The 22815-nt window shown below is 73.1% G+C and carries 19 protein-coding genes; 5 read left to right on the top strand and 14 right to left on the bottom strand.

Translation table 11 applies throughout. From position 1 onward, the window contains the following. Positions 1 to 177 precede the first annotated feature (177 nt). The 5 genes from HQM25_RS03560 to HQM25_RS03540 all read right to left on the bottom strand — a co-directional run bounded on the left by HQM25_RS03560 (position 178) and on the right by HQM25_RS03540 (position 5142). A complete protein-coding gene (locus HQM25_RS03560) occupies positions 178 to 1182 on the bottom strand; it encodes an alpha/beta hydrolase (RefSeq protein ID WP_172988992.1) in 1005 nt (334 codons plus the stop codon). A gap of 61 nt (positions 1183 to 1243) precedes the next feature. Beyond that, complete coding sequence (locus HQM25_RS03555; RefSeq protein WP_172988991.1) at positions 1244 to 2617, bottom strand: FAD-dependent oxidoreductase; 1374 nt, start codon at positions 2615 to 2617, stop codon at positions 1244 to 1246. 23 nt (positions 2618 to 2640) lie between these two features. Further along, positions 2641 to 3696 (bottom strand): polyprenyl synthetase family protein, encoded by a 1056-nt coding sequence (locus HQM25_RS03550; RefSeq protein ID WP_172988990.1) that lies wholly within the window; start codon positions 3694 to 3696, stop codon positions 2641 to 2643. 34 nt (positions 3697 to 3730) lie between these two features. Beyond that, on the bottom strand, positions 3731 to 4441 hold the full coding sequence (locus tag HQM25_RS03545; RefSeq protein ID WP_254359762.1) for a class I SAM-dependent methyltransferase: 711 nt from the start codon (positions 4439 to 4441) through the stop codon (positions 3731 to 3733). 110 nt (positions 4442 to 4551) lie between these two features. Further along, the gene (locus HQM25_RS03540; RefSeq protein ID WP_254359535.1) at positions 4552 to 5142 is read right to left on the bottom strand and encodes a DUF402 domain-containing protein; all 591 of its coding nucleotides are present in this window, start codon (positions 5140 to 5142) and stop codon (positions 4552 to 4554) included. Between the two features lie 22 nt (positions 5143 to 5164). On the opposite strand from HQM25_RS03540, the gene HQM25_RS03535 reads away from it, so the two are divergent. After that, positions 5165 to 6415, top strand: a complete 1251-nt coding sequence (locus tag HQM25_RS03535) for an isochorismate synthase (RefSeq protein ID WP_172988988.1) — start codon at positions 5165 to 5167, stop codon at positions 6413 to 6415. A 214-nt stretch (positions 6416 to 6629) separates the two neighbouring features. Here the strand turns inward: HQM25_RS03535 and HQM25_RS03530 are convergent, their stop codons facing one another. The 3 genes from HQM25_RS03530 to HQM25_RS03520 form a co-directional block, all read right to left on the bottom strand. After that, positions 6630 to 7493, bottom strand: coding sequence for a PPK2 family polyphosphate kinase (locus HQM25_RS03530; RefSeq protein ID WP_172988987.1), 864 nt, complete (start codon positions 7491 to 7493; stop codon positions 6630 to 6632). An 80-nt stretch (positions 7494 to 7573) separates the two neighbouring features. Beyond that, positions 7574 to 9370, bottom strand: coding sequence for a 2-succinyl-5-enolpyruvyl-6-hydroxy-3-cyclohexene-1-carboxylic-acid synthase (gene menD / locus HQM25_RS03525; RefSeq protein WP_254359534.1), 1797 nt, complete (start codon positions 9368 to 9370; stop codon positions 7574 to 7576). A gap of 2 nt (positions 9371 to 9372) precedes the next feature. Further along, positions 9373 to 9822 (bottom strand): PLDc N-terminal domain-containing protein, encoded by a 450-nt coding sequence (locus HQM25_RS03520; RefSeq protein ID WP_172988986.1) that lies wholly within the window; start codon positions 9820 to 9822, stop codon positions 9373 to 9375. Positions 9823 to 9933: 111 nt separating this feature from the next. On the opposite strand from HQM25_RS03520, the gene HQM25_RS03515 reads away from it, so the two are divergent. Further along, positions 9934 to 10269: a DUF4229 domain-containing protein gene (locus HQM25_RS03515; RefSeq protein ID WP_172988985.1), complete on the top strand. Its 336-nt coding sequence runs from the start codon at positions 9934 to 9936 to the stop codon at positions 10267 to 10269. 65 nt (positions 10270 to 10334) lie between these two features. Here the strand turns inward: HQM25_RS03515 and HQM25_RS03510 are convergent, their stop codons facing one another. From HQM25_RS03510 to HQM25_RS03500, 3 genes are all read right to left on the bottom strand, one after another. Then, the gene (locus HQM25_RS03510; protein ID WP_172988984.1) at positions 10335 to 11315 is read right to left on the bottom strand and encodes a 1,4-dihydroxy-2-naphthoate polyprenyltransferase; all 981 of its coding nucleotides are present in this window, start codon (positions 11313 to 11315) and stop codon (positions 10335 to 10337) included. Positions 11316 to 11521: 206 nt separating this feature from the next. Continuing rightward, entirely contained in the window at positions 11522 to 12673 is a 1152-nt protein-coding gene (locus HQM25_RS03505; protein WP_172988983.1) for an AMP-binding protein, read from the bottom strand. 13 nt (positions 12674 to 12686) lie between these two features. Then, positions 12687 to 13619: a 1,4-dihydroxy-2-naphthoyl-CoA synthase gene (locus HQM25_RS03500; RefSeq protein WP_172988982.1), complete on the bottom strand. Its 933-nt coding sequence runs from the start codon at positions 13617 to 13619 to the stop codon at positions 12687 to 12689. Positions 13620 to 13791: 172 nt separating this feature from the next. Between HQM25_RS03500 and HQM25_RS03495 the strand changes: the two genes are divergently transcribed. Both HQM25_RS03495 and HQM25_RS03490 read left to right on the top strand, forming a co-directional pair. Continuing rightward, the gene (locus tag HQM25_RS03495; RefSeq protein ID WP_172988981.1) at positions 13792 to 14340 is read left to right on the top strand and encodes a hypothetical protein; all 549 of its coding nucleotides are present in this window, start codon (positions 13792 to 13794) and stop codon (positions 14338 to 14340) included. 4 nt (positions 14341 to 14344) lie between these two features. Next, positions 14345 to 17308, top strand: coding sequence for an ATP-binding cassette domain-containing protein (locus HQM25_RS03490; RefSeq protein ID WP_172988980.1), 2964 nt, complete (start codon positions 14345 to 14347; stop codon positions 17306 to 17308). Here the strand turns inward: HQM25_RS03490 and HQM25_RS03485 are convergent. Beyond that, the gene (locus tag HQM25_RS03485) at positions 17298 to 17573 is read right to left on the bottom strand and encodes a GlsB/YeaQ/YmgE family stress response membrane protein (RefSeq protein WP_172988979.1); all 276 of its coding nucleotides are present in this window, start codon (positions 17571 to 17573) and stop codon (positions 17298 to 17300) included. The two genes, HQM25_RS03490 and HQM25_RS03485, sit on opposite strands and share 11 nt — an antisense overlap. A 183-nt stretch (positions 17574 to 17756) precedes the next feature. Here HQM25_RS03485 and HQM25_RS03480 point away from each other — a divergent pair, with 183 nt between their 5' ends. Beyond that, positions 17757 to 18488 carry a flavodoxin family protein gene (locus HQM25_RS03480; RefSeq protein ID WP_172988978.1) on the top strand — a complete coding sequence of 244 codons (732 nt, stop codon included), beginning with the start codon at positions 17757 to 17759 and terminating at the stop codon, positions 18486 to 18488. 39 nt (positions 18489 to 18527) lie between these two features. Here HQM25_RS03480 and HQM25_RS03475 read toward each other — a convergent pair whose 3' ends face one another. Continuing rightward, entirely contained in the window at positions 18528 to 19103 is a 576-nt protein-coding gene (locus HQM25_RS03475) for an AAA family ATPase (RefSeq protein ID WP_172988977.1), read from the bottom strand. Positions 19104 to 19121: 18 nt separating this feature from the next. Then, the gene (gene metH / locus HQM25_RS03470; RefSeq protein WP_172988976.1) at positions 19122 to 22790 is read right to left on the bottom strand and encodes a methionine synthase; all 3669 of its coding nucleotides are present in this window, start codon (positions 22788 to 22790) and stop codon (positions 19122 to 19124) included. Positions 22791 to 22815 lie beyond the last annotated feature (25 nt).

Below are 22815 nucleotides of genomic sequence, written 5' to 3'. Positions count from 1 at the left end.
GTCATAGGTTACGAACGACGCTCCGGCCGCGGAACCCCCGAATCCGAATGTGACGGGCCGGACACCCCGGCACCGGACACCCCGGCACCGCCGCACCGCGCCCGGACCCAGGCTTGAACCCGCCTCCGGGCCCGCGCCCGCGCCCGCCCCGTCGCACCCGGCTCACCCTGGACCACCTCACCGCGGAAGTGAATCGCCGTTCGCATTGGCCGCCAGCCAGCGGGCCATCACCTCGTACGCGTGCGCCCGTGGGTCGGGCGCCGAGAGGAACACGTCGTGCAGCGCGCCGTCGATGCGGGCCACGGTCACGAGCGACCCGATGCGCACCGCCGCCTTGGCGATGTCGTCGACGACGAGCACGGAATCCGACGACCGCATCGCGTCCTGCCAGTAGATCGGCGGGCTCGATCGTGCCGAGAGCATGACCAGGGCCGGGCACCCGACATCGAGGCCCGCCGCCACGCGCCGGTGGCCCTCGAGCACCGCCGCCAGCCACCCCGGATGGGTGGGGAAGCCGAACTCCGGGCGCCAGTCGTCGCGGTATCCGGGCACCGGCAGCGCGCCGACGTCACGCTGGGCGCGGGTGTAGAAGCCCAGGTCGACGGCCGGATGCGATCCGCGCGGATCGAGGCGGGCGCGCACCTCCACCAGCGGCGCGATCGCCTGTCGGCCGATCGCGCCGACCTGCAGCTCCAGCCACGGACTGTTGAGCACGAGGGCCTGCGCGCGGCCGGGGTGCCGCGCCGCCCACAGGGTGAGGGTCAGGCCGCCCGTGGAGTGGCCGAGCAGCACGAGGCGGCGCCGGGGCGCGGCATCCACCCCATGCCCCATCGCGGTGAGCGCCGCCTCGATGTCGGCGTCGTAGTCGGCGAGCGACTGCATGTAACCCGGGATCTGGCCCTCGCGCAGGCTCCGGCCGTAGCGGTGCAGATCGAGCGCGTGGAAGCGGGCGCCGCGCCGCGTGAAGAACTGGGCGAGCCCGGTCTGGAAGAAGTAGTCCGACCACCCGTGCACGTAGAGCACGTCCACGTCGCGCAGCGGCGCGAACACCGAGGTGACCGGGTTCGGGATGCTGCGCACCAGCGTCGCGACGAGACCCTCCCGCGCACCCTCGGCGCCCAGATCGAGCGTGCGCTGCTCGAACGGCTTGCCGAGGAGGTCGGCCACCCAGTCGTCGGGCATGCCGTCAGCCTAGGCCAGGCCCCCGCGCGAGCCGAGCACTACGCACCGCGCGAGCGGAGCACTACTGCCCGCGCGAGACGCTCACCATCTCGTCACGCGGGACGACCTTGATGCGGGCGCGGCCGTGCGGGGCGCCGAGGGCGATCTCGTGCTCGTCGAGGCGGTGCCAGCCGTCGAGGTCGGTCCACGCCACGCCGCGCTCGGCCAGCAGCGCCGGGATCGCCTCGGGCGAGGGATCGGCCGGCTGCCACCACGAGCCCTGGTCGTTGATGAGGTGGCTGATCGTCTCCATCGCGTCGGACTTCGTGTGGCCGATGAGGCCGACCGGTCCGCGCTTGATCCACCCGGTCGCGTACACGCCGGGCACGCGCTGGTTGGATTCGCCGTCGAGCACCTGGCCCTCGCGGTTGGGGATCACACCGTGCCGCGCGTCGAACGGCACGCCGGGCAGAGGCGAGCCGAAGTAGCCGACCGCGCGGTACAGCGCCTGCACCGGGATCTCCCGCAGCTCCCCCGTGCCGACCACGCCGCCCTCGCCGTCGGAGCGCGTGCGCTCGTACACGAACGCGCTGACGCGGCCCTCGGCGTCGGTCTTGACCTCGACGGGCTTGGCCCAGAAATGCAGGTGCAGACGCCGCGAGGCGGTGCCGCCGGCGTTGTTCGCCGAGTCGCGCTTGCGCCACGACTGCAGCACCCGGTCGATGACCATGACCTGCTTGTTGGAGGCGACGGCGGCCCGCGCGGCCTCGTCGTAGTCGAAGTCCTCGTCGTAGACGACCATGTCGACGTCGCGCAGCTCGCCGAGCTCGCGCAGCTCGAGCGGGGTGAACTTGACGTTGGCCGGTCCGCGCCGGCCGAACACGTGCACGTCGGTGACGGGCGAGGCCTTCAGCCCTTCGTAGACGTTCGCGGGGATCTCGGTCGGCAGCAGGTCGTCGGCGTGCTTGGCGAGCATGCGGGTGATGTCGAGGGCGACGTTGCCGTTGCCGATGACCGCCACCGACTCGGCGTTCAGCGGCCACTCGCGCGGCACGTCGGGGTGGCCGTCGAACCAGCTCACGAAGTCGGCGGCGCCGTACGAGCCCTCCGCGTCGATGCCGGGCACGTTCAGGCCCGCATCGCGGATGGCGCCGGTGGAGAAGATCACCGCGTGGTAGTGGCGCTTGAGGTCTTCGAGGGTGATGTCCTCGCCGAAGCGCACGTTGCCGAAGATGCGGATGACACCGCGGTCGAGCACCTCGCGCAGCGCGGTGATGATGCCCTTGATGCGCGGGTGGTCGGGGGCGACCCCGTAGCGCACGAGGCCGTAGGGCGCCGGAAGCTGCTCGAACAGGTCGATCGAGACGTCGAACTTGCGCTCGGCCTTGAGCAGGATGTCGGCGGCGTAGATGCCGGCGGGGCCCGCGCCGACGATGGCAAGCCTGAGCTTGGTCATTGATGGTCCTTTCTGGGCCGCTCTCAGCTCGAGCGGTCGGCGACGGCCTCCGCGAAGCGCGTGAGCGCCTCGCGGACCTGTCCGTCGGGGAGGGGGGCCAGTGCCTCGACGGCCTCGCGCGACCAGGCGTGCGCGAGATCGAGGGTGGCCTGGGTCGCGTCGTGGTCGCGCAGCTCTGCGAGCGGCCCGTCGAGGATCGCCGGGTCCGCCCCGTCGGCGATGCGGGCCACGCCCTCATCGATGCGGGTGCGCAGCTCGATGGATGCCGCATCCGGGCGCTCCGCGAGCACGAGGTACGGCATGGTCGGCACGCCCGCGCGCAGGTCGGTGCCGGGGACCTTTCCGGTCTCGTCGGGGTCGGACGAGAGGTCGATCACGTCGTCGAGGAGCTGGAAGGCGACGCCGCACTTCTCCCCGAAGGTCACCATGGCCTGCTCGTACTCGGGCGCCGCGTTCGAGAAGATCACGCCCGCCTGGGCGGCCGCGGCGATCAGCGAGCCGGTCTTGTCGGCGAGCACCTGCAGGTAGAACGCGATGCGGTCATCGCCCTCCTGCGGGCCGACCGTCTCGTGCATCTGGCCGAGCACCAGGCGCTCGAACGTGTCGGCCTGCAGCCGGATCGCCCGGTCGCCGTTGCGCGCCATGATCTGGCTGGCCCGGGAGAACAGCAGGTCTCCGGTGAGGATGGCGACGCTGTTGCCCCACACCTCGTGGGCGCTGGGCACTCCGCGGCGCTTGTCTGCGGCATCCATCACATCGTCGTGATAAAGCGAGCCGAGGTGGGTGAGCTCCAGCGCCGTGGCGGCCGAGACGACCTCGTCGGTCGCGCCGTCTCCGAGCTGGGCGGTCAGCAGCGCCAGCAGCGGTCGCACGCGCTTGCCGCCGGCGTCGTAGAGGTACCGGCTGGTGGAATCGGCGAGCGCATCGGTCATGCGCAGCTCGGCGCCGAGCGTCTGGTCGACGCGCTCGAGCCCGGCCTCGACGGTCTTCAGCAGCCGCCGCGACCGCGGGCCGGCGAAGATGCGATCGGAAAGGCCCAGCTTGCCCGCGATGCGCGAGTCGGACGCTGAGGGAGTCACCGTCCCAGCCTAGCGGGGCTGTCGCCGCACCCGGTCAGCGGCCGGCCTCGGAGCCCTCGGCCGCCGACGGCTCGGCGGGGGCGGGCGACGCGGGCTTGAGGGCACGGTGCAGAGCGACGATGCCCATCGACAGGTTGCGGTGGGCGACGCCGATCCAGCCGGCCTCGCGGATGCGCGCGGCCAGCGCCGCCTGATCGGGCCAGTCCTTGATCGACTCGTTGAGGTAGTCGTACGCCTCGGCGTTGGAGCTCACGGTCTTGGCGACCACCGGCAGCACGCGGTCGTTGTAGAACCGGTAGAGGCCGTTGAACGCCGGCGACGGCGGGTGCGAGAACTCGCAGACCACCAGCCGCCCGCCCGGCTTGGTGACGCGCAGCAGCTCGCGCAGCGCCTGGTCGGGCTCGTTGACGTTGCGCAGGCCGAACGACATCGTCACCGTGTCGAACTCGGCGTCGCCGAAGGGCAGGGCGGTCGCGTCGGCCTGGGCGAACGTGAGATTCGGGATGCCGCCGTGCCGGCGCCGCCCCTCCGCGATCATTCCGGGCGAGAAGTCGGCGGCCACCACCTCGGCGCCGCTGCGGGCGAGGGAGACGCTCGATGCCCCGGTGCCGGCGGCGAGGTCGAGGATGCGCTGACCCGGCTTAGGGTCGACGGCGCGGGTGGTCGCGACGCGCCAGAGCTTGTCGTTGCCGAGGCTCAGCACCGTGTTGGTGCGGTCGTACCCCGCGGCCACTTCGTCGAACATGCCGCTGACCCGGCCGGGATCCTTCTGCAGGTCGGCTCGGTGGGACTCGGGTTCGCGAGGGCTCACGGGTTCGAGTCTAGATCGCCGCGCGGCCGCGCTCCCCCGGACGCTCAGGCGAGGTCGTAGGCGGCGAGCCGGTCGAGCCAGTGCCGGGCGGTTGCGGCGTCGAAAGGCGCCTCACCTGCCCGCACCGCCTGCTCGAGCTCGAGCGCGCGGGCTTCGAGGGTGGTGACCACGTCGGCGGGGTAGCCGTAGCGCTCCCGGTGCAGGTCCCACTCGTCGCGGTCCTCGATGTACACGTCGCCCGGCTCGCGGGGCACGCCCTCGCGGTCGATGTACGGCTCATCGGGTTCGCGGCGCACCACGTCGAGGTCCATGTCGATGCCCTCGGGCTCCCCGGCGTCGGACCACCGGATGTCCCACGCGATGTCGATGTAGATTCGCGTGGTCTGGGGCGGCGAGTTCCAGGTGTAGGCGTAGTCGCCGCTCGGGGGCACGAGCGTCACGTTGCGCGAGCGCACCGCCATGTCCCGACCGGGACGGATGCTGCGCCACCCCGCCTCCTGCCCGAACCAGTCCCCCCACCGGTCGCTGCCGAGGTACACGCATTCGTGCTCCCAGTGCGGCATGCCGTCCCACTTGCGCCAGCGGAAGGTCAGCCGCGTGCCGGGCTCGGGTCGGGTCTCGGAAACAGCGGTCACGGTGCGAGTCTAGGCTTGTGTCGTGACTGCCTCCGCCCACCCGCGCCTGGTGGTCGAGACCCGCGAGATCGACCCCGTCGACGACATCCTCTCCTGGACGGCCGCGCACGCGCCGCTGGCGTGGCTGCGCCGGGACGAGGGGATCGTGGGGATCGGCCGCGCCGTGCTCGACCTCGATGTGTCGGCATCCACGGCCCGCATCTGGCGCGAGGTGGCCTCGGCTGCCCGCGTCGACGACGGCGTGGGGCTGCCCGGCACCGGACTCGTCGCCTTCGGGGCGCTCCCCTTCGACGAACGCTCGGCGTCGAGCGGACGCCTCATCGTTCCGGAGGCGGTGCTCGGGCGGCGCGACGGACGTTCGTGGCTCACCCGCGTGCGCCGGGAAGACGACCTCTCCGCCCCCGCTGCGCTGGCCCCGGAGCCCTGGGGACCGTACTGGTCGGGCACACTCGGCCCGGGGGCGTTGGATCCCGCCGGCTACGGCGACGCGGTGCGCGCCGGCCTCGCCGCGATCGCGGCGGGCGAAGTGGGCAAGGTCGTGCTGGCGCGCGACCTCGTCGGCACCGTGCCCGCCGACGCGGACCTGCGCCGCCTGGTGCGGGCGCTCGCGACCGACTACCCCGACACCTGGACGTTCGCCGTCGACGGGCTCATCGGCGCAAGCCCCGAGACCCTCGTCACCGCCTCGCACGGCACGGTCACCGCGCGCGTGCTGGCCGGGACGGTCGGGCGCGGCGTGGATGCCGACGACGACGTCGCCGCCTCGTTCGGCCTGGCCCACAGCGGCAAGAACCTCGATGAGCACCGGTACGCCGTGCGCAGCGTGCTCGACGCGCTCTCCCCGCACGTGACGCACGTGCGCGCCGACGACGAGCCGTTCGTGCTCGAACTCCCCAACCTCTGGCACCTCGCCACCGATGTGGAGGGCGTGCTCGCCGACCACGCGTCGACCCTCGACCTGGTCGCGGCGCTGCATCCGACCGCCGCCGTGGCGGGGACCCCGACGGCGGCGGCGATCGAGGTCATCCGCCGATTGGAGCCCTTCGACCGCGGCCGCTACGCCGGCCCCGTCGGCTGGATCGACGGCGACGGCGACGGCGAGTGGGCGATCGCGCTGCGCTGCGCGCAGATCGCCGAAGCCGCCGATCCCGCCGCACGCACGCGGCCGGTCGTCGCGCACGCCGGCGCGGGGATCGTGGCGGGCAGCGATCCCGAGCTCGAGCTGCTCGAGACGCGCGTGAAGTTCCGCCCGATCGTCGACGCCCTGGCCTGACGCCGGGCGCGGCATCCATCCCCAGCGCCGCGCGGGACCCACGCATCCGCGCGAGACCCACGCATCCGCGCGAGACCCATCGGCTACGGCGGAGGTCTCGGCGGGAAAGGTGGGTCTCACCGGAACCGGCGGCGCGGCGGGGAGCAGCGGGGCGCGGCGCGGCACGGCACGGCGGGTGCGACCGGCGGGGCGGGGCGGGCGCGGCATCCACGGATCAGGACTCGCGCAGGCGCGCCTTCTCCAGCTCGATGTCGTAGTCGGCCGCGGGCCACTGCGGGTCGATGTCGGCGAACGCCTGCAGCAGCAGCTCCTGCACGGCCAGGCGTGCGTACCACTTGTGGTTGCCGGGCACCACGTGCCATGGCGCGTACGCGGTCGAGGTGCGGTCGAACATGGCCTGGAACGCCGACATGTAGTGGGGCCAGAGCACGCGCTCGTCGACGTCGCCGGGGTTGTACTTCCAGTGCTTCTCGGGGGTCTCCAGGCGCGCCATGAGCCGGTCGCGCTGCTGCTCGTACGAGATGTGGAGCATCACCTTGACCACGCGCGTGCCCGCGTCGAAGAGCTCCTTCTCGAACGCGTTGATCGCGTCGTAGCGGCGCTCGATCTCCTCGGGCTCGGCGAGCTCGCGTACCCGGGCGACGAGCACGTCCTCGTAGTGGGAGCGGTCGAAGACGGCGATCTCCCCGGCCTCGGGCGCGTGCTTGGCGATCCGCCAGAGGAAGTCGTGCTTGAGCTCCTGCGCGGTGGGCTTCTTGAAGGCGGTCACCGTGATGCCCTGCGGGTCGGCGGAGCCGACGACGTGGCGCACGATCCCGCCCTTGCCGGCCGAGTCCATCGCCTGGAGCACCAGGAGCACCGACCCGTTGGTGGTCTCGCTGCTGCTGGCGGCGAACAGACGCTCCTGATAGTCGCAGAACAGGTCGGCACCGTCGGCGAGGTCGTCCTTGCCGTCGCGCTTCTTGCCCTCGTATCCGGGGGTCGCGTCGGGATCGACGCCCGACAGCACGAAGCCGTCACGCACCCGGAGGATCTCGGCGACGTCGGCGGACCAGTTCTTCTGGCGGTTGGCGATCATCCGACCATCATGGAGCCTGCCGGCCCGCTACCGGGGGTGGGTGGCGCGACGCGCCGCAACCCGCTATGGGCCCGCCGCGATCAGCGCGCGAGCGCGACCTCGATCAGCTGGCGTCCGCTCACCGCGGCGGTGAGCGCCTGGTCGAGCTCCGACCGGGTCTGCACACGGCGGTACTCCCACCCGTACGCGCGCGCGAGGTGTTCCAGTCCCACTCCGTGCGGGGTGTAGAGCACGCGGTCCATCGCGGCGGCGTCGGCGACGCCCGCGACCTCGAGCCGGTCGAAGATCGTGCCGCCGCCGTCGTTGCCCACGATCACCTGCACGCGGGGCTCTGCCTCGCCCCCCGGCAGCAGCAGTGCGCCGACGTCGTGCAGCAGGGCGAGGTCGCCCAGCAGCACGCGCGTGACGCCCGGGGCGCCCGCGTCCTGACTGGCCGCGGCGATGCCGATGGCCGTGGCGACCGTGCCGTCGATGCCGGCGAGCCCGCGGTTGGCGTGCACCGGCACCTTCTTGCCGCCGAGCACCGTGTCGGCCACCCGCACCAGGCGCGACGACCCGAACAGCAGCCGGTCGTGGGGCCACGTGGCCCGCCAGACCGCGTCGACGAGGGTCTCCCGGTCGAGGGCGGCACGGATCGTCGCGAGCTCGGTCGCGATCGCCTCCAGCCGCTCCCCCGGCACCGCCGACGACAGTCCGTCGGCGTCGGGGGCGGGGGGTGACAGATCGATGGATGCCGCGCGCGACGCGGTCATCCAGGCCCCGAGCCACGCGCGGTCGGTCTCGCCGACGGCCACCGAGACGGCATCCACCGCGAGCGTCGCGCCGTTGAGGTTCAGGGGCTCGCCCGGACCGCGCACCGCGATCACCTCGACGTCGGGGCGGGAGAGCACCGCGGCGACCTCGCGGCTGAGGGTCGGATGCCCGAGCACCACGGCCCGCTCGATGCGGCCGCCGAGGTCGGCGTCGGCGAGGAGCCCCCGATAGCCGTGGATGAGCCACCGTCCGAACCGCGCGCCGCTGACGATCTCGGCGATGAGGGGCCAGCCGCCCAGGTGCGCGAGGGTCTCCGCGTCGGGGCCGGCGCCGCTTCCGGCGATCACGACGGTGCGCGGGCCTCGCTCGAGCACGTGCGGGTCGTCGTCGACGGCGGTGGGCAGGTCGGACTCGCCGATGCCGCCGCCGCCTTGGTAGAGCGCACCCGACATCTCCTCCGCCACCTCGTCGTCGACCGGCGCCGCGTCGGGATCGTCGTCGGTCGTGGCGACCAGCTCCGCAGCCGGCATGTCCAGCCAGTTCGGCAGCGCACCGGCCAGCGGCTCGCGATAGGGCAGGTTGAGGTGCACCGGTCCCGGCGCCCGCAGTCCCTCGCCGAGACAGGCGGCCAGGGCCGCGTCGGCGACCGAGCGCATCAGCTCCGACTGCGGGCCGTCGCCGGTCGGGTCGAGCTCCTCGGGCACCGGCAGGTCGGCCTCGAAGCGCGTCGCCGCCGAGAACAGCCCCGGCTGGCGGGTGGTCTGGTTGGCCCCGACCCCGCGCAGCTCGGGCGGCCGATCCGCGGTCAGCAGCAGCAGGGGCACCCCGGCGTGGTGCGCCTCGAGCGCGGCCGGTAGGAGGTTGGCGACGGCGGTGCCCGACGTGCAGACCACGGCCGCCGGCATCCCGCTCTCGCGACCGATGCCGAGTGCGGTGAAGCCCGCAACGCGCTCGTCGATGCGCACGTGGAGGCGGATGCGGCCGCGACGTTCGAGCTCGGCGGCCACGAGCGCGAGCGACTGGGACCTCGATCCGGGGCTCAGCACGACGTGGCGCACGCCGTTCTCGACCAGGCGGCACAGCAGTGCGGCGGCGGCGTCGGTCGCCGGGGCGGCAGCGGTCACGATCAGCCGAGTGCGCCGCGCGAGCCGAAGCCCTCGTCGTCCCCGTCTGCTGCCGGGCGCTTGGGCGGCTCCGCCGCGGTGCCCCCCGCCGCCGGCGGCGGGGTCGAGCCCTCCGGCGGGTTCCAGCGCGGGTCGTCGTCTTCGGCGTCGAGCTGGGCGAGCTCCTCCTCGAGGCGGCGGATGCGCTCGTCCTGGTCGCTGATGGTGCCGATGGTGCCGAGGAACTCGGGATCGTCATCGGGCGCGCGCCGCGACGCGGCCGTCGAGCGACGGGTGCGGCCGATGACGAACCACAGCACGCCGCCGAGCACGGGGAGCAGGATCACGATCAACAGCCAGACGGGCTTGGGCACGCCGCGGTGCCGGATCGGGGGCTGCACTGCGCAATCGACGATGCTGTAGACCCAGAACACGGTGGCCAGCAGCGCAACGATGAGCAGTACACGCGCCATTCCCCCATCCTAGGCGCGTCGGGCGCGCACCGGACGGGTCGTGATGCAACCGGCACCTCCTGCACGGCCGCCTCCCAGGGGAGCGGGGTGGCGTCGACATAGGATCGTCGGGTGAAAGCCCGCTCCGCCCTCGTCTACACGGTGCTGCGCCTGCTCGCGTTCCTCGTGCCGTTCACGCTGCTGATGCTGCTGCCGATCGGGCGCGAGTTCTACTGGCTGTCGGCGATCTTCGCGGCGCTCATCGGGCTGAGCCTGTCGCTGCTGTTCCTGCGCCGCCCGCTCGACGAGGTGACCCGCGACCTGGCCGCCCGCCGCGCGCAGGCCCGCGCCGCCGCGAGCGACGAGGCCGCCGAGGATGCCGCCGCCGACGCGGTCGCGCCGGGTGCGGCATCCACTCCGCGGGTTCCGGCAGAGCGCGACGACCAGAGCCGCCCCGACCCCGCCTGAGGTGCGCGGGCGCTGAGCCCTCGGGCTGACGTGTCGGCTGAGTCCTCAGGCCGGCCCGACGCGGGTCAGAACACGAAGGCCCAGCACAGGAACGCGGCGTAGCCCAGCGAGGTGAGCGACGTGAGGCCCAGGGCGACGACGAGCTCCCGCGGGTCGCGGTAGGTCCAGACGATGAGGATCGCCGGCAGCGCCGCCAGCAGCACCAGCAGCGTGAGCCAGGCCACGGGGTAGACGAGCGCCAGGAACGCGGCGATCAGGAACGGCACGAGCACGAACACCGTGAACAGCCAGCGGGTCGCGGTGCGGCCGATGAGCACGGTGAGGGTGCGCTTGCGGGCGACGCGGTCCTGATCGATGTCGCGCAGGTTGTTCGCCAGCAGCACGGCGCACGCGATCAGTCCCACGCCCACGGCGCCGAACCACGCCTCCTGCGGGAGCGCGAACGCCTGCACCCACGTCGTGCCGAGGGTGGCGACCAGGCCGAAGAAGACGAAGACGAACAGTTCGCCGAGGCCGTAGTACCCGTACGGGCGCTTGCCGCCGGTGTAGAACCACGCGGCGACGATGCATGCCGCGCCGACCGCGAGGAGCCACCACTGCTCGGTGCGGATCGTGATCGCCAGGCCCGCGACCGCCGCGATCGCGAAGAACGCGAGCGCCACGGTCAGCACTGTGCGCGGCTTCGCCTTGCGGCTCGCGGTGAGGCGGGCAGGTCCCACGCGGTGGTCGTCGGTGCCGCGCACGCCGTCGCTGTAGTCGTTCGCGTAGTTCACGCCGATCTGCAGCGAAACCGACACGAGGAGGCAGAACAGGGCGATGACCCAGTGGAACGCGCCGGCCACGAGCATCGCCGCGCCCGTGCCGACGAGGATCGGCGACACGGCCAGGGGCAGCGTGCGCAGGCGCGCCGCGCCGATCCAGTCGCGCGCGGTCGCCGGCGTCACCTTCTGGGGGTTCTGGTGCGCCGGGGTCTTCTGGGGGTTGCCGCGGGATCCGGTCGAGCGGGATGCCGGGGTCTTGCGCTTCTTGCGGGAGGTGCCTGCCACGAGTGGACATCATAGGCGGCGCCGCACTGCGGCGTACGCGGGCGCGCTGCGGTGCGGGGCACGGCGCGCGTGCGCCGGGCACGCGGCGGCGCTGCGGTGCAGGGCACTGCGGCGTACGCGGGGCGCGCTGCGGTACGGGGTGTCGGGCGCGGCGGCGCGGTGTGCCGGGCACGGCACGCCGCGGCGCGGGGTGCGGCGGGGTGCCGTCAGCGCAGCGCCGCGACCGCGCGACGGATCGCCTCGCGGTCGGGCTTGCCGCTGGGAAGGGTCGCCAGCTCGTCGACGAGCACGAGTCGCGCGGGGCGCGCGTGCGAGCCCACCTCCGCCCCCACTGCCTTGCGGGCCTCCTCCAGCTGCACCGACTCGCTGCGGCGGAGCGCCTCGCCGCGCGTGGCGACGACCACCGAGGCCTCGCCCCACCGGGCATCGGGCACGCCGATCACCACGGCTCCGGCAAGACCCGGGATGCTGCGCACCACGCGCTCGACCCGATCGAGCGAGATGTTCACGCCGCCCGAGACGATGACGTTGTCGAGGCGCCCGCGCACGCGCAGCACCCCGTCTTCGAGGATGCCGGCGTCGCCGGTGCGGTACCAGCGGGTGCCGCCCTCGCGCACGAACACGGCGTCGGTGCCCTCCCGGTCGCCGAGGTAGCCGTCGGCCAGCTGCGGCCCCGACACCTGCACCTCGCCGCGCTCCACGCGCACGGTCACCGCGCGCAGGGGCACCCCGTCGTAGACGCAGCCGCCGCTGGTCTCGGTGGAGCCGTAGGTGCGCACGATCCGCGCCCCGAGGTCCTCGGCGCGCTCGAGCGTCGCCGGGGGAAGCGCCTGTCCGCCGACGAGGATCGCCTCGAACGAGCGAAGGGCCGCGCGCAGCCGCGGGTCGTCGGGCGCGGCATCCAGCAGCCTGCTCAGCTGCGCGGGAACCAGCGACGTGTACGTCGCCGGACGCGTGCCGGCGTGCCTGTCCTGCACCTCCAAGGCCGCCTCGGTGAACGCGGCCGGAGTGAACGGACCGGACAGCACCGCCGGCTCTCGATCGGCCAGAAGCGATCGCACCAGCACCTGGAGGCCCGCCACGTAGCTCGCCGGCAGCGCCAGCAGCCAAGCCCCCTCGCCGATCCGGTCGGCGGTGGCGTGCGCGCTGGCGGTGAGCGCGTCGGCGCTGAGCACGACGCTCTTGGGGATGCCCGTGGATCCGGAGGTGGTGACGACGGCGGCGGTGCCGTCGCGCACCGTCGCGGGCAGGTCGCTGACGAGCCCCAGCCCGAGGGCGGGCGCCCCGCCGTTCAGAGCGCCGCGCAGCGCGCGCAGCACGTCGCGCGGGTCGTCGCCGGTGATCGGCTCGAGCTTCATCTCCGCTCCGTCGTCAGTAGTGCCAAGGGTAGGGCGACCAGTCGGGGTCGCGCTTCTGCAGGAACGAATCGCGCCCCTCGACGGCCTCGTCGGTGCCGTACGCGAGGCGCGTCGCCTCGCCCGCGAACACCTGCTGGCCGACCATTCCGTCATCGACGGCGTTGAAGGCGAACTTCAGCATGCGGATCGCGGTCGGGCTCTTGGTGAGGATCGTGCGCGCCATCGCGATCGCCTCGCGCTCGAGGTCGGCGTGCGGCACGACGCGGTTCACCGCGCCCATCTCGAACGCGCGCTGGGCCGAGTACTCCTCGGCGAGGAAGAACACCTCGCGCGCGAACTTCTGCCCGATCTGGCGCGCGAAGTACGCCGAGCCGTAGCCCGCGTCGAACGAGCCGACATCGGCATCGGTCTGCTTGAAGCGGCCGTGCTCGGCGCTCGCGATCGACATGTCGCACACGACGTGCAGGGAATGCCCGCCCCCGGCCGCCCACCCCGGGATGACGGCGATGACCACCTTCGGCATGAACCGGATCAGCCGCTGCACCTCGAGGATGTGCAGGCGCCCGGCTCGGGCCGGGTCGGCCACCGGCGCTTCGTCTCGCTCGGCTCGCTCAGCGACCGGGGCTTCGTACTTGTAGCCGTCGCGCCCGCGGATGCGCTGATCGCCGCCGGAGCAGAACGCCCAGCCGCCGTCCTTCGGGCTCGGCCCGTTGCCGGTCAGCAGCACGACGCCGATCTTCGGATCCTGTCGCGCGATGTCGAGGGCCCGGTAGAGCTCGTCCACCGTGTGCGGCCGGAACGCGTTGCGCACCTCGGGGCGATCGAACGCGATGCGGGCGATCCGCCCGTCGCGCGAGACATGCGCCGTGATGTCGGTGTACCCGGTTTCAGGGGCGCCGGGTGCCGGCATCCACTCGTCTTCGTCGAACAGGTCCGAAACGCTCACCGCCCCAGCCTAGGCCCGCGTCCTCTGGCCGCGAGAGTGCATCGCCGCGCCGAGAGTGCGTGCCGGTGGCCTCACCCTCATCGGGCGATGCACTCGCGCGGGGGCGGGGGCGGCGGCGACGCGGGGCGTCATGCGGGAGCACGCGCAGAGCCCGGCGCCCTACGCTGGTTCGGTGACTTCGACCCGCCGCCTGTTCCCCGCTGCCGCCGCGATCGCCGCCGCGCTGTTCGCCCTCACCGCCTGCGCCTCCGGCCCCGCCGCGACCGAGACCTCGGCGCCGGCCGCGTCGTCCGCGCCCGCCGAGTCGGTGGGCGAATGCTCCGGGGTGCTGGTGGTCATCGAGACCGGCGACCTCGAGGTGGAGGACTCCCCCGCCGGCTCGACCTGCATCGACACCGATGAGGCGATCGGCGCCTCCGACGCGCTCACCGAGGCCGGCATCACCGTCGAGGGCACCGAGGAGTTCGGCGACCAGGTCGTGTGCCGCGTGAACGGCGTGCCCGCCGAAGACCTCGCGATCCCCGCCGAAGACGGCTCCGACTACTTCGAGACCTGCGCGTCGATGCCCGCGGCCTTCGCGTACTGGTCGCTGTTCACCCGCCCCGTCGCCGGCCAGTGGGGCTACGCCACGGAGGGCCTGGCGACGCTGGAGCTGCAGCCGGGCGAGAGCCTCGCCCTGCTGTTCACGCTGAACGGCGAGCCGGCGGCTCCGACCTCGTGACCCGATGACCCTGCGGCCCGGACCCCTGCGCGCCGCGGCGGCCCTCGCCGCCGGGTTCGTCGTCGTCCGGGTCGTCTACCGGGTGCTCTTCCACGGCGCCGACGGCACCGGACCGGTGCTCCTGCCGCTGCCGGAGGTGCGGCTGCCGGCGCCGTTCGCCCACGTCGTGATGTTCGGTCCGGTGACGGCCGACGGACTGGTGGATGCCGCGGCGAGCGCCGTGCCGATCGCCGCGACGATCCTCGCGTTCGGCGTGCTGAGCGCGCTCGTCGACCTGCCGCGGCTCATCGTGCGCGCCTCCGCGCGCGGACCCTTCAGCGGACTGGGCCGTGCGCTCGCGATCGCCTGGGCCACCCTGCCGGCCCTCGCCGACGCCGCCCGCGCCGTGCGGTTCGCGCAGCGCCTGCGCGGACAGCGCGCGGGAGTCCGGGTGCTGGCGCCGCTGCTGGAGCGCACGCTCGAACGCGCCGCGGCGGTGGCCGCGACGCTCGAGGTGCGCGGATTCGCGGGGCGCGGGCTCGAGGGCGACTGCGTGGCGGCGGTGGAGACCGACGGGGTCGGGATCGGCTTCGGCGATGCGGCGGGGCCCGTCGTGCATCTCGACGCCCTCACCCTCGCGCCGGGCACGCTGACGCTCGTCACGGGCGCCACGGGGTCGGGCAAGACGACGGTGCTGCGGGCCGTGGCGGGCCTCCACTCGCATGTCGACGGCGGCATCGTCGACGGGCGGCTGCGCGTGGTGGGACACGATCGGGCGGCCGTGCCCCCGCGCGACCTCGCCCGCCGCGTGGGGGTCGTGGCGCAGCATCCACGATCCGCGTTCGCCACGGAGCACGTGCGCGACGAGATCGGACTCGCGCTCGTGCTGCGCGGCGTCGCGCCGGTGATCGTCGCCGCCCGGGTGGCGGAGATCGCCGCGAGGGTCGGCGTCGCCGACCTGCTCGACCGGCGCACGGCGCGGCTGTCGGCGGGCGAGGCGACACGCGTCGCGATCGCCGCGGCCGTCATCGAGGAACCCATCCTGCTGCTCGTCGACGAACCGCTCGCCGACCTGGATGCCGCGGCGCGGGCGCGCATCGTGGCGCTGCTCGACGCGCTCGCGCACGAAGCCGGGGTCTGCGTCGTCGTGGCCGAGCACCGCGCCGACGCACTGCGCGAGGTCGCCGACCGCCGGCTGCGCGTCGCCGACGGCCGCCTCCGGCCCCTGGCGCTCGACGCGGGCGGCGGATCCACGCCCGACGGCCGTTTCCAGCCCCTGGCGCTCGACGCGGGCGGCGGATCCACGCCCGACGGCGTGCACATCGGGGGACCGATCGGGCCTCCGGCGGCGCTGGCCTCGGAGAATCCGGGGGGGCGGGCGGGCGCGGGCTCATCCGTCCCCCGGCCGTCACCGGCGCCGCCGGCCCTGCGCGTCACCGACCTCACCGTGCGCCACGGCGCCGTCGTGGCCGTCGCCGCCGCGACGGTCGAGCTGGCAGCCGGGGAGCTCGTCGTACTGACCGGACCCAACGGCGCCGGCAAGTCGAGCCTGCTGACCGCCTTCGCGCTCGACAGGCGCGTCGCCGGGAGCCTCGCCCTCGTTCCCGACGCCTCCGACGACCTCTTCGTCTATGACACGGTCGGCGCGGAGTGCGCGCGCGCCGACCGCCGTGCACGCGCCGGGGCCGCCACCACCGCCGCACGGTTCGGCGGGTTCCTCGGCCTCTCACCCGACAGCCTCGCCCTCGCGGCGCGCCTGGCGCGGCATCCCCGTGACCTGTCCGTCGGCGAGCGCCGCCTTCTCGCCCTGTCGATCCAGCTCGCCGGCGACCCCGGGGTGCTGCTCGTGGACGAGCCGACGCGCGGGCTCGATCCGGCCGCGCGCGACGACGTGCTCGCCGCGCTCACGGCGCTCACCCGCCGCGGCGTCGCCGTGCTCGTCGCCTCGCACGAGCCGGAGGTCGCCGCGGGTGCCGACCGGGTGCTGCGCATGGAGCGCGGCGTGCTGCGGGCGTGCAAAACTCCGGAGATTCCGGCGGCGATCGGCGCCGCGCCGACGCCGATTGGCGCTCGACAGCCCGATCTTCCGGAGTTTCGCACACCGCGGGTCGCCGCGCCGCCGCCGCCCGCACCTCCCCCGCCCGCACGCCCACCCGGGACGCCACCGCGCGCCGCCCGCACGACGGTGACGGCACTCGCCGCCCTCGCCGCCGCCAACCTCGTCGCCCTCGCCGCGTTCGCCTGGCCGCTGGTGGCCACCGCCGTGCCCGACCAGGCCGAGGCCGCGGTTCCCGTCGCGGCGCTGGCGCTGCTCCCGCTGGCGGCCCTGGTCGTGGTGGCGACCCTTGATGGGCGCGTGCGCTCCGCGCACCTGCTGGCGCTGCTGGGCACCCTCGCCGCGATCGGCGCCGCCGTGCGGATCGCGAGCACCGGGGTCGGCGGCGTGGAGGCCCTGTTCATCCTGCTGATCCTCGCCGGCCGTGCGTTCGGCGCCCGGTTCGGGATGCTGCTCGGCATGGCATCCATCGCTCTCTCGACGCTCGTCACGGGAACGTTCGGCCCCTGGACGCCCTTCCAGATGTTCGCGTGCGCGTGGGTCGGAGCGGGCGCGGGCCTCCTCCCCCGCCGCGTGCGCGGCGGCGCGGAGATCGCGATGCTCAGCGTCTACGGAGTGGTCGCGTCGTATGCGTTCGGCCTGGTGATGAACCTGTGGTTCTGGCCGTTCGCGGTCGGCTACGGCACGGGCATCTCGTACGACGGCGACGCGCCGCTGGGGGTCAACCTCGCGAGCTTCCTGCTGTACTCGCTGGTGACCTCGTCGCTGAGCTGGGACACCCTCCGCGCGATCACGACGATCATCGGGATGCTGGTGGTCGGCCGCGCGGTGCTGGCGGCGCTGCGCCGCGCGAAGCCGCTGCAGCCGGCAACGCGATCGGGGCCGCCCGCGCCGGCGCGCGGACGACCCCGATCGGACCGCGTCAGCGCGTGACGCGGTTGCGCGTGGCCAGCACGTAGATGCCGAGCACGAGGATCGCCCCGATGATCGAGCCGATGATCCCCGCCGGCTGCAGGAAGCCGCCCGCCGGGTCGGCGCCGAACAGGAGGAATCCGAGGAATCCGCCCACGAACGAGCCGACGACGCCGAGCACGATCGTCATGAGGATGCCCATGCTCTGCTTGCCGGGGATGACGGCACGAGCGATGAGGCCGGCGATGAGGCCGATGAGGATGAGACCGAGGATGGTCCAGAGCATGTTCCGCTCTCCTTCTCTCGCGGGGACACCCGCAGTGTCTGCTGTCCCCCGCACCGGGTGGTGGGGGCTTTCACTGGCCACGAGTCTGGCCCAGCCTGTGCATCACCCGGGGGCCCCTTGATTTGCCGGCCCCGCTGCGGTAGCGGACTCCCGCCGGCGCTCCTCGAGGCGTAGATTCACGGCATGAGCGGACTCACCGACGCCCCCGCCGAGTACTCCGACCTTCGGGCCGTCTACATCAACTGCACGCTCAAACGCTCCCCCGAGCTGAGCCACACCCAGGGCCTGATGGACCGCAGCATGGACCTCATGCGCGGGCAGGGCGTGAGCGTCGAAGGCATCCGCTTCGTCGATCACGACGTCGCAACCGGCGTATACCCCGACATGCGCGAGCACGGCTGGCAGACCGATGCGTGGCCCGACGAGATCTGGCCGAAGATCGACGCCGCCGACATCCTGGTCGTGGGCGGGCCGATCTGGCTCGGCGACAACTCGTCGATCACGCGCAAGCTCATCGAGCGGCTGTATTCCATGAGCGGAATGCTCAACGACCGCGGGCAGTACATCTACTACGGCAAGACCGGCGGAGCCATCATCACCGGCAACGAGGACGGCGTGAAGCACTCCTCGATGGCGATCCTCTACAGCCTGCAGCACATCGGGTTCATGGTTCCGCCGAACGCGGATGCCGGCTGGATCGGCGCCATCGGCCCCGGCCCCAGCTACCTCGATCCGGGCTCGGGCGGCCCCGAGAGCGACTTCACCAACCGCAACACGACGTTCATGACGTGGAACCTCCTGCACACGGCGCGCATGCTGAAGGATGCCGGGGGCCTGCCCGCCTGGGGCAACGTGCGCCGCGCATGGGACGGCGGCGAGCACTTCGGGTTCGACGCGAACCCCGAGTACCGCTGAGCCGCGAGGACGCCCGGCGCCGGAAGGCCGGGAGCCGCCTCAGCGGGCCGCGCCCACCGCGGCCGTGAGCGGACCGGCGATCCACCGCTCCACCTCGCGCGGGGTCCGCAGGCGGACGATCGTGAGATGCGGATGCTGCCCGGCCAGCGCCGGCACCCGCTCGCGGTACTTCCCGCGGGTCGACACGGACCACCGCACGATGTGCTCGGGGTCGGTGAAGAACGTGTGCAGGGGCGGCTCGAGGTTGCCGTTCCACAGCTCCTCGCGGCGCAGGCGGCGACGCAGCGTGCGCCCGATGACGCGCGGCAGGGTCACAGTCGCGAACGGCAGATCCAGCCACACCAGCGTGTCGGCGCGCTCCGTCAGCAGCGGGCGCGCGCTCCGGTACTGCCACTCGGTGACCCAGCGGTCGGTCTGAACCAGCGCGAGCACGTCGTCGACGAACTCGAGGCGCGGCACCCAGTCCGCACCGTGGAACAGGGCGTCGATCTCGGTATGGGGGAGCCCCGCGACCTGGGCGATCCGCACCGCGAGGGTGGTCTTGCCGACGCCCGACACCCCCGCGACCACGACGCGACGCGGCGCGTCGGGCAGCGGATCGTCGGCGGTGAGCATCCCCCGATGCTAGACGGATCACACCGAGAAGTACTTGGCCTCCGGGTGGTGGAACACGAACGCGTCGGTGGACTGCTCGGGGTGCAGCTGCAGCTCCTCGCTGAGCTCGACGCCCATGCGCTCGGGGCGCAGCAGCTCGACCACCTTGCGGCGGTCCTCCATGTCGGGGCAGGCGGGGTAGCCGAGGGAGAACCGCGCGCCGCGGTACTCGAGCTTGAAGTGACCGGCGATGTCGGCGGGGTCCTCGTCGGCGAAGCCGAGCTCGGCGCGGATGCGGGCGTGCCAGTACTCGGCGAGCGCCTCGGTCAGTTGCATCACGAGCCCATTGAGCTCGTAATAGTCGCGGTACCGGTCCTCGGCGAACAGCTTCGCGGTCACCTGGTCGATCGCGGCGCCCGCGGTGACCAGCTGCACCGGCAGCACGTCCACCGCGCCCGACGCGCGCGAGCGCACGAAGTCCGACAGGCAGAGATGCCGGTCACGGCGCTGGCGCGGGAAGTGGAAGCGCAGCCGCTCGGCGCCGAGCTCACCGCCTGCGGGCGACCCGCCGTCGGGGGCGAGGAGGCCAGGCGTGCCCAGCACCCCCGTGGGGTCGTCGCCATGGTGCAGCACGACGAGGTCGTCGCCCTCCGACACCACCGGGAAGTAGCCGTACGCGACCGAGGCGTCGAGCATGCCCTCGGCGAGGATGCGGTCGAGCCAGTACCGCAGGCGCGGGCGCCCCTCGGCTTCGACGAGCTGCTCGTACGAGAGGCCGCCCTCGCCGCGGCCGGGCTTGAGCCCCCACTGCCCCATGAACGTGGCGCGCTCGTCGAGGAACGCGGCGTAGTCGGCGAGCGCGATGCCGCGTACGATGCGGGTGCCCCAGAACGGCGGGGCGGGGACCCGGTTGTCGGATGCCACGTCCGAGCGCGCCGGCATGGCCTCGGGCTCGGTGAGTGTGAGCTTCGAGCCGGCCGCGTGGCGCCGCTTCTTGAGGGCGGGCAGCCCGACCTCGCCCGGGTCGGTGCCGCGGGCGATCTTCACGAGCGGCTCCATCAGCGCGAGTCCCTCGAACGCATCGCGGGCGTAGCGCACCTCGCCGTCGAACAGCGACGCGAGGTCGTCCTCGACGTAGGCGCGCGTCAGCGCCGCGCCACCGAGGATCACCGGCCACTTCGTGCCGAGCCCGCGCGCGCTCAGCTCCTGGAGGTTCTCCTTCATCACGACCGTCGACTTCACGAGCAGGCCCGACATGCCGATCACGTCGGCGCCGTGCTCCTCGGCGGCGGCGATGATGTCGGCGATCGGCTGCTTGATGCCGAGGTTGACGACGTCGTAGCCGTTGTTGGTGAGGATGATGTCGACGAGGTTCTTGCCGATGTCGTGCACATCGCCGCGCACGGTCGCGAGCACGATCGTGCCCTTGCCGGAGGCGTCCGACTTCTCCATGTACGGCTCGAGCAGGGCGACGGCGGTCTTCATGACCTCGGCGGACTGCAGCACGAAGGGCAGCTGCATCTCACCCGAGCCGAAGCGCTCGCCGACGACCTTCATGCCCTCCAGCAGCTGGTCGTTGATGATGCCGAGCGCGGTCATGCCTTCGGCGCGGGCGAGGTCGAGATCGGCCTCGAGTCCCTTGGACTCGCCGTCGATGATGCGCCGCTGCAGGCGCTCGCCGACGGGCAGCGCGGCGAGCTCGGCCGCACGCTGGTCGCGCAGCGCCGCCGTGTCGACCCCGGCGAACAGGTCGAGCATCGTCGCGAGCGGGTCGTAGGTGACGTTGCCGTCGGCGTCGTACTCGCGGCGGTCCCACACCAGGTCGAGCGCGACCTGGCGCTGCTCGTCGGAGATCGAGGCCAGCGGCACGATCTTGGCCGCGTCGATGATGCCCGAGGTGAGCCCCGCCTCGACCGCCTCGTGCAGGAACGCCGAGTTCAGCACCACGCGGGCGGCGGGATTGAGCCCGAACGACACGTTCGACACCCCGAGCGTGGTGTTGATGCCCGGGTACTTCGCACTGATCGTGCGGATCGCCTCGATCGTCTCGATCGCGTCGCGGCGGGTCTCCTCCTGCCCGGTCGCGATCGGGAACGTCAGGCAGTCCACGATGATGTCGTCCACGCGCATGCCCCAGTCGCCGACGAGCTCGTCGATCAGGCGCGACGCGATCCGCACCTTGTCGTCGGCGGTGCGCGCCTGCCCCTGCTCGTCGATCGTGAGCGCGATCACGGCGGTGCCGTGCTCCTTCACGAGCGGCATGATGCGGCCGAATCGGGATGCCGGCCCGTCGCCGTCCTCGTAGTTCACCGAGTTCACGACGGGGCGACCGCCGATGAGCTCCAGCCCGGCCTGGATGACGGCGGGCTCGGTCGAGTCGATGACGAGCGGAAGTGTGGATGCCGACGCGAAGCGCGACACGACCTCGCGCACGTCGGCCACCCCGTCGCGGCCGACGTAGTCGACGCACACGTCGAGCAGGTGGGCGCCCACGCGGATCTGGTTGCGCGCGATCTCGACGCAGTCGTCCCACCGGCCCTCGAGCATCGCCTCGCGGAACGCCTTGGACCCGTTGGCGTTGGTGCGCTCGCCGATCGCGAGGTACGAGGCATCCTGCTGGAACGGCACGTGCTGGTAGAGCGACGCGACGCCCGGGTCGGGCGCGGGCACGCGGACGCGCTGCGAGGCCGATCCGCCCGCGGCCGCTGCGGCGTGCGCGCCCGTGCCGAGCCGCTCGACGACGGCCGCCAGGTGCTCGGGCGTCGTGCCGCAGCATCCACCGATCAGGCCGAGCCCGAACTCGCGCACGAACTGCTCGTGCGCGGTGGCGAGCTCGACAGGCGACAGCGGGTAGTGCGCGCCGTCGGCGGTGAGCACCGGCAGCCCGGCGTTGGGCATGCACGCGATCGTGACCGACGAGTGCTTGGACAGGTGGCGGAGGTGTTCGCTCATCTCGGCGGGGCCGGTGGCGCAGTTCAGGCCGATCGCGTCGACGCCGAGGGGTTCGAGCGCGGTGAGCGCGGCGCCGATCTCGCTGCCCATCAGCATGGTGCCGGTCGTCTCGACGGTCACCTCGACGAAGATCGGCAGCCGGATGCCGCGCGCGACGATCGCCTGCTTGCAGCCGTTGATCGCCGCCTTGGTCTGGAGCAGATCCTGCGAGGTCTCCACGAGGAACGCGTCGGCTCCGCCGTCGATCAGCCCCTCGGCCTGCAGCGCGAAGGTCTCGCGCAGGTGCTCGTACGTGGTGTGGCCGAGGCTCGGCAGCTTCGTGCCGGGTCCCATGGAGCCGAGCACCCAGCGCATGCGCCCGTCGCCGGCCTCGGCGGCCTCGGCGCGCTCGCGGGCGATGCGGGCGCCCTTCTCGGCGAGGTCGGCGATGCGATCGTCGATGCCGTAGTCCGACAGGTTCGACCAGTTGGCGCCGAACGTGTTGGTCTCGACGGCGTCGACCCCGACGGCGTAGTAGGCGTCATGGATCGCGGCGACCACATCGGGACGCGTCTCGTTGAGGATCTCGTTGCAGCCCTCGAGCCCGGCGAAGTCGGTCTCGATCGAGAGGTCGTGCCGCTGCAGCATCGTGCCCATCGCGCCGTCGGCGATGACCACGCGCGCGGCGAGCGCGTCGAGCAGCGCCTGCGATCGCGCCGGACGCGGAACCCCCTCGATGTCGAGGGCGAAGCGGGGGGCCGGAGCGGTGCCTGTCACCCGCGCGATTCTAGTCGCGCGGGTG

It is taken from the genome of Microbacterium hominis (assembly GCF_013282805.1).
GTDB classification, from domain to species: domain Bacteria; phylum Actinomycetota; class Actinomycetes; order Actinomycetales; family Microbacteriaceae; genus Microbacterium; species Microbacterium hominis_B.
The sequence above is the reverse complement of the archived record's forward strand: the minus strand, read 5'-3'. Positions and strand labels throughout refer to the sequence as shown.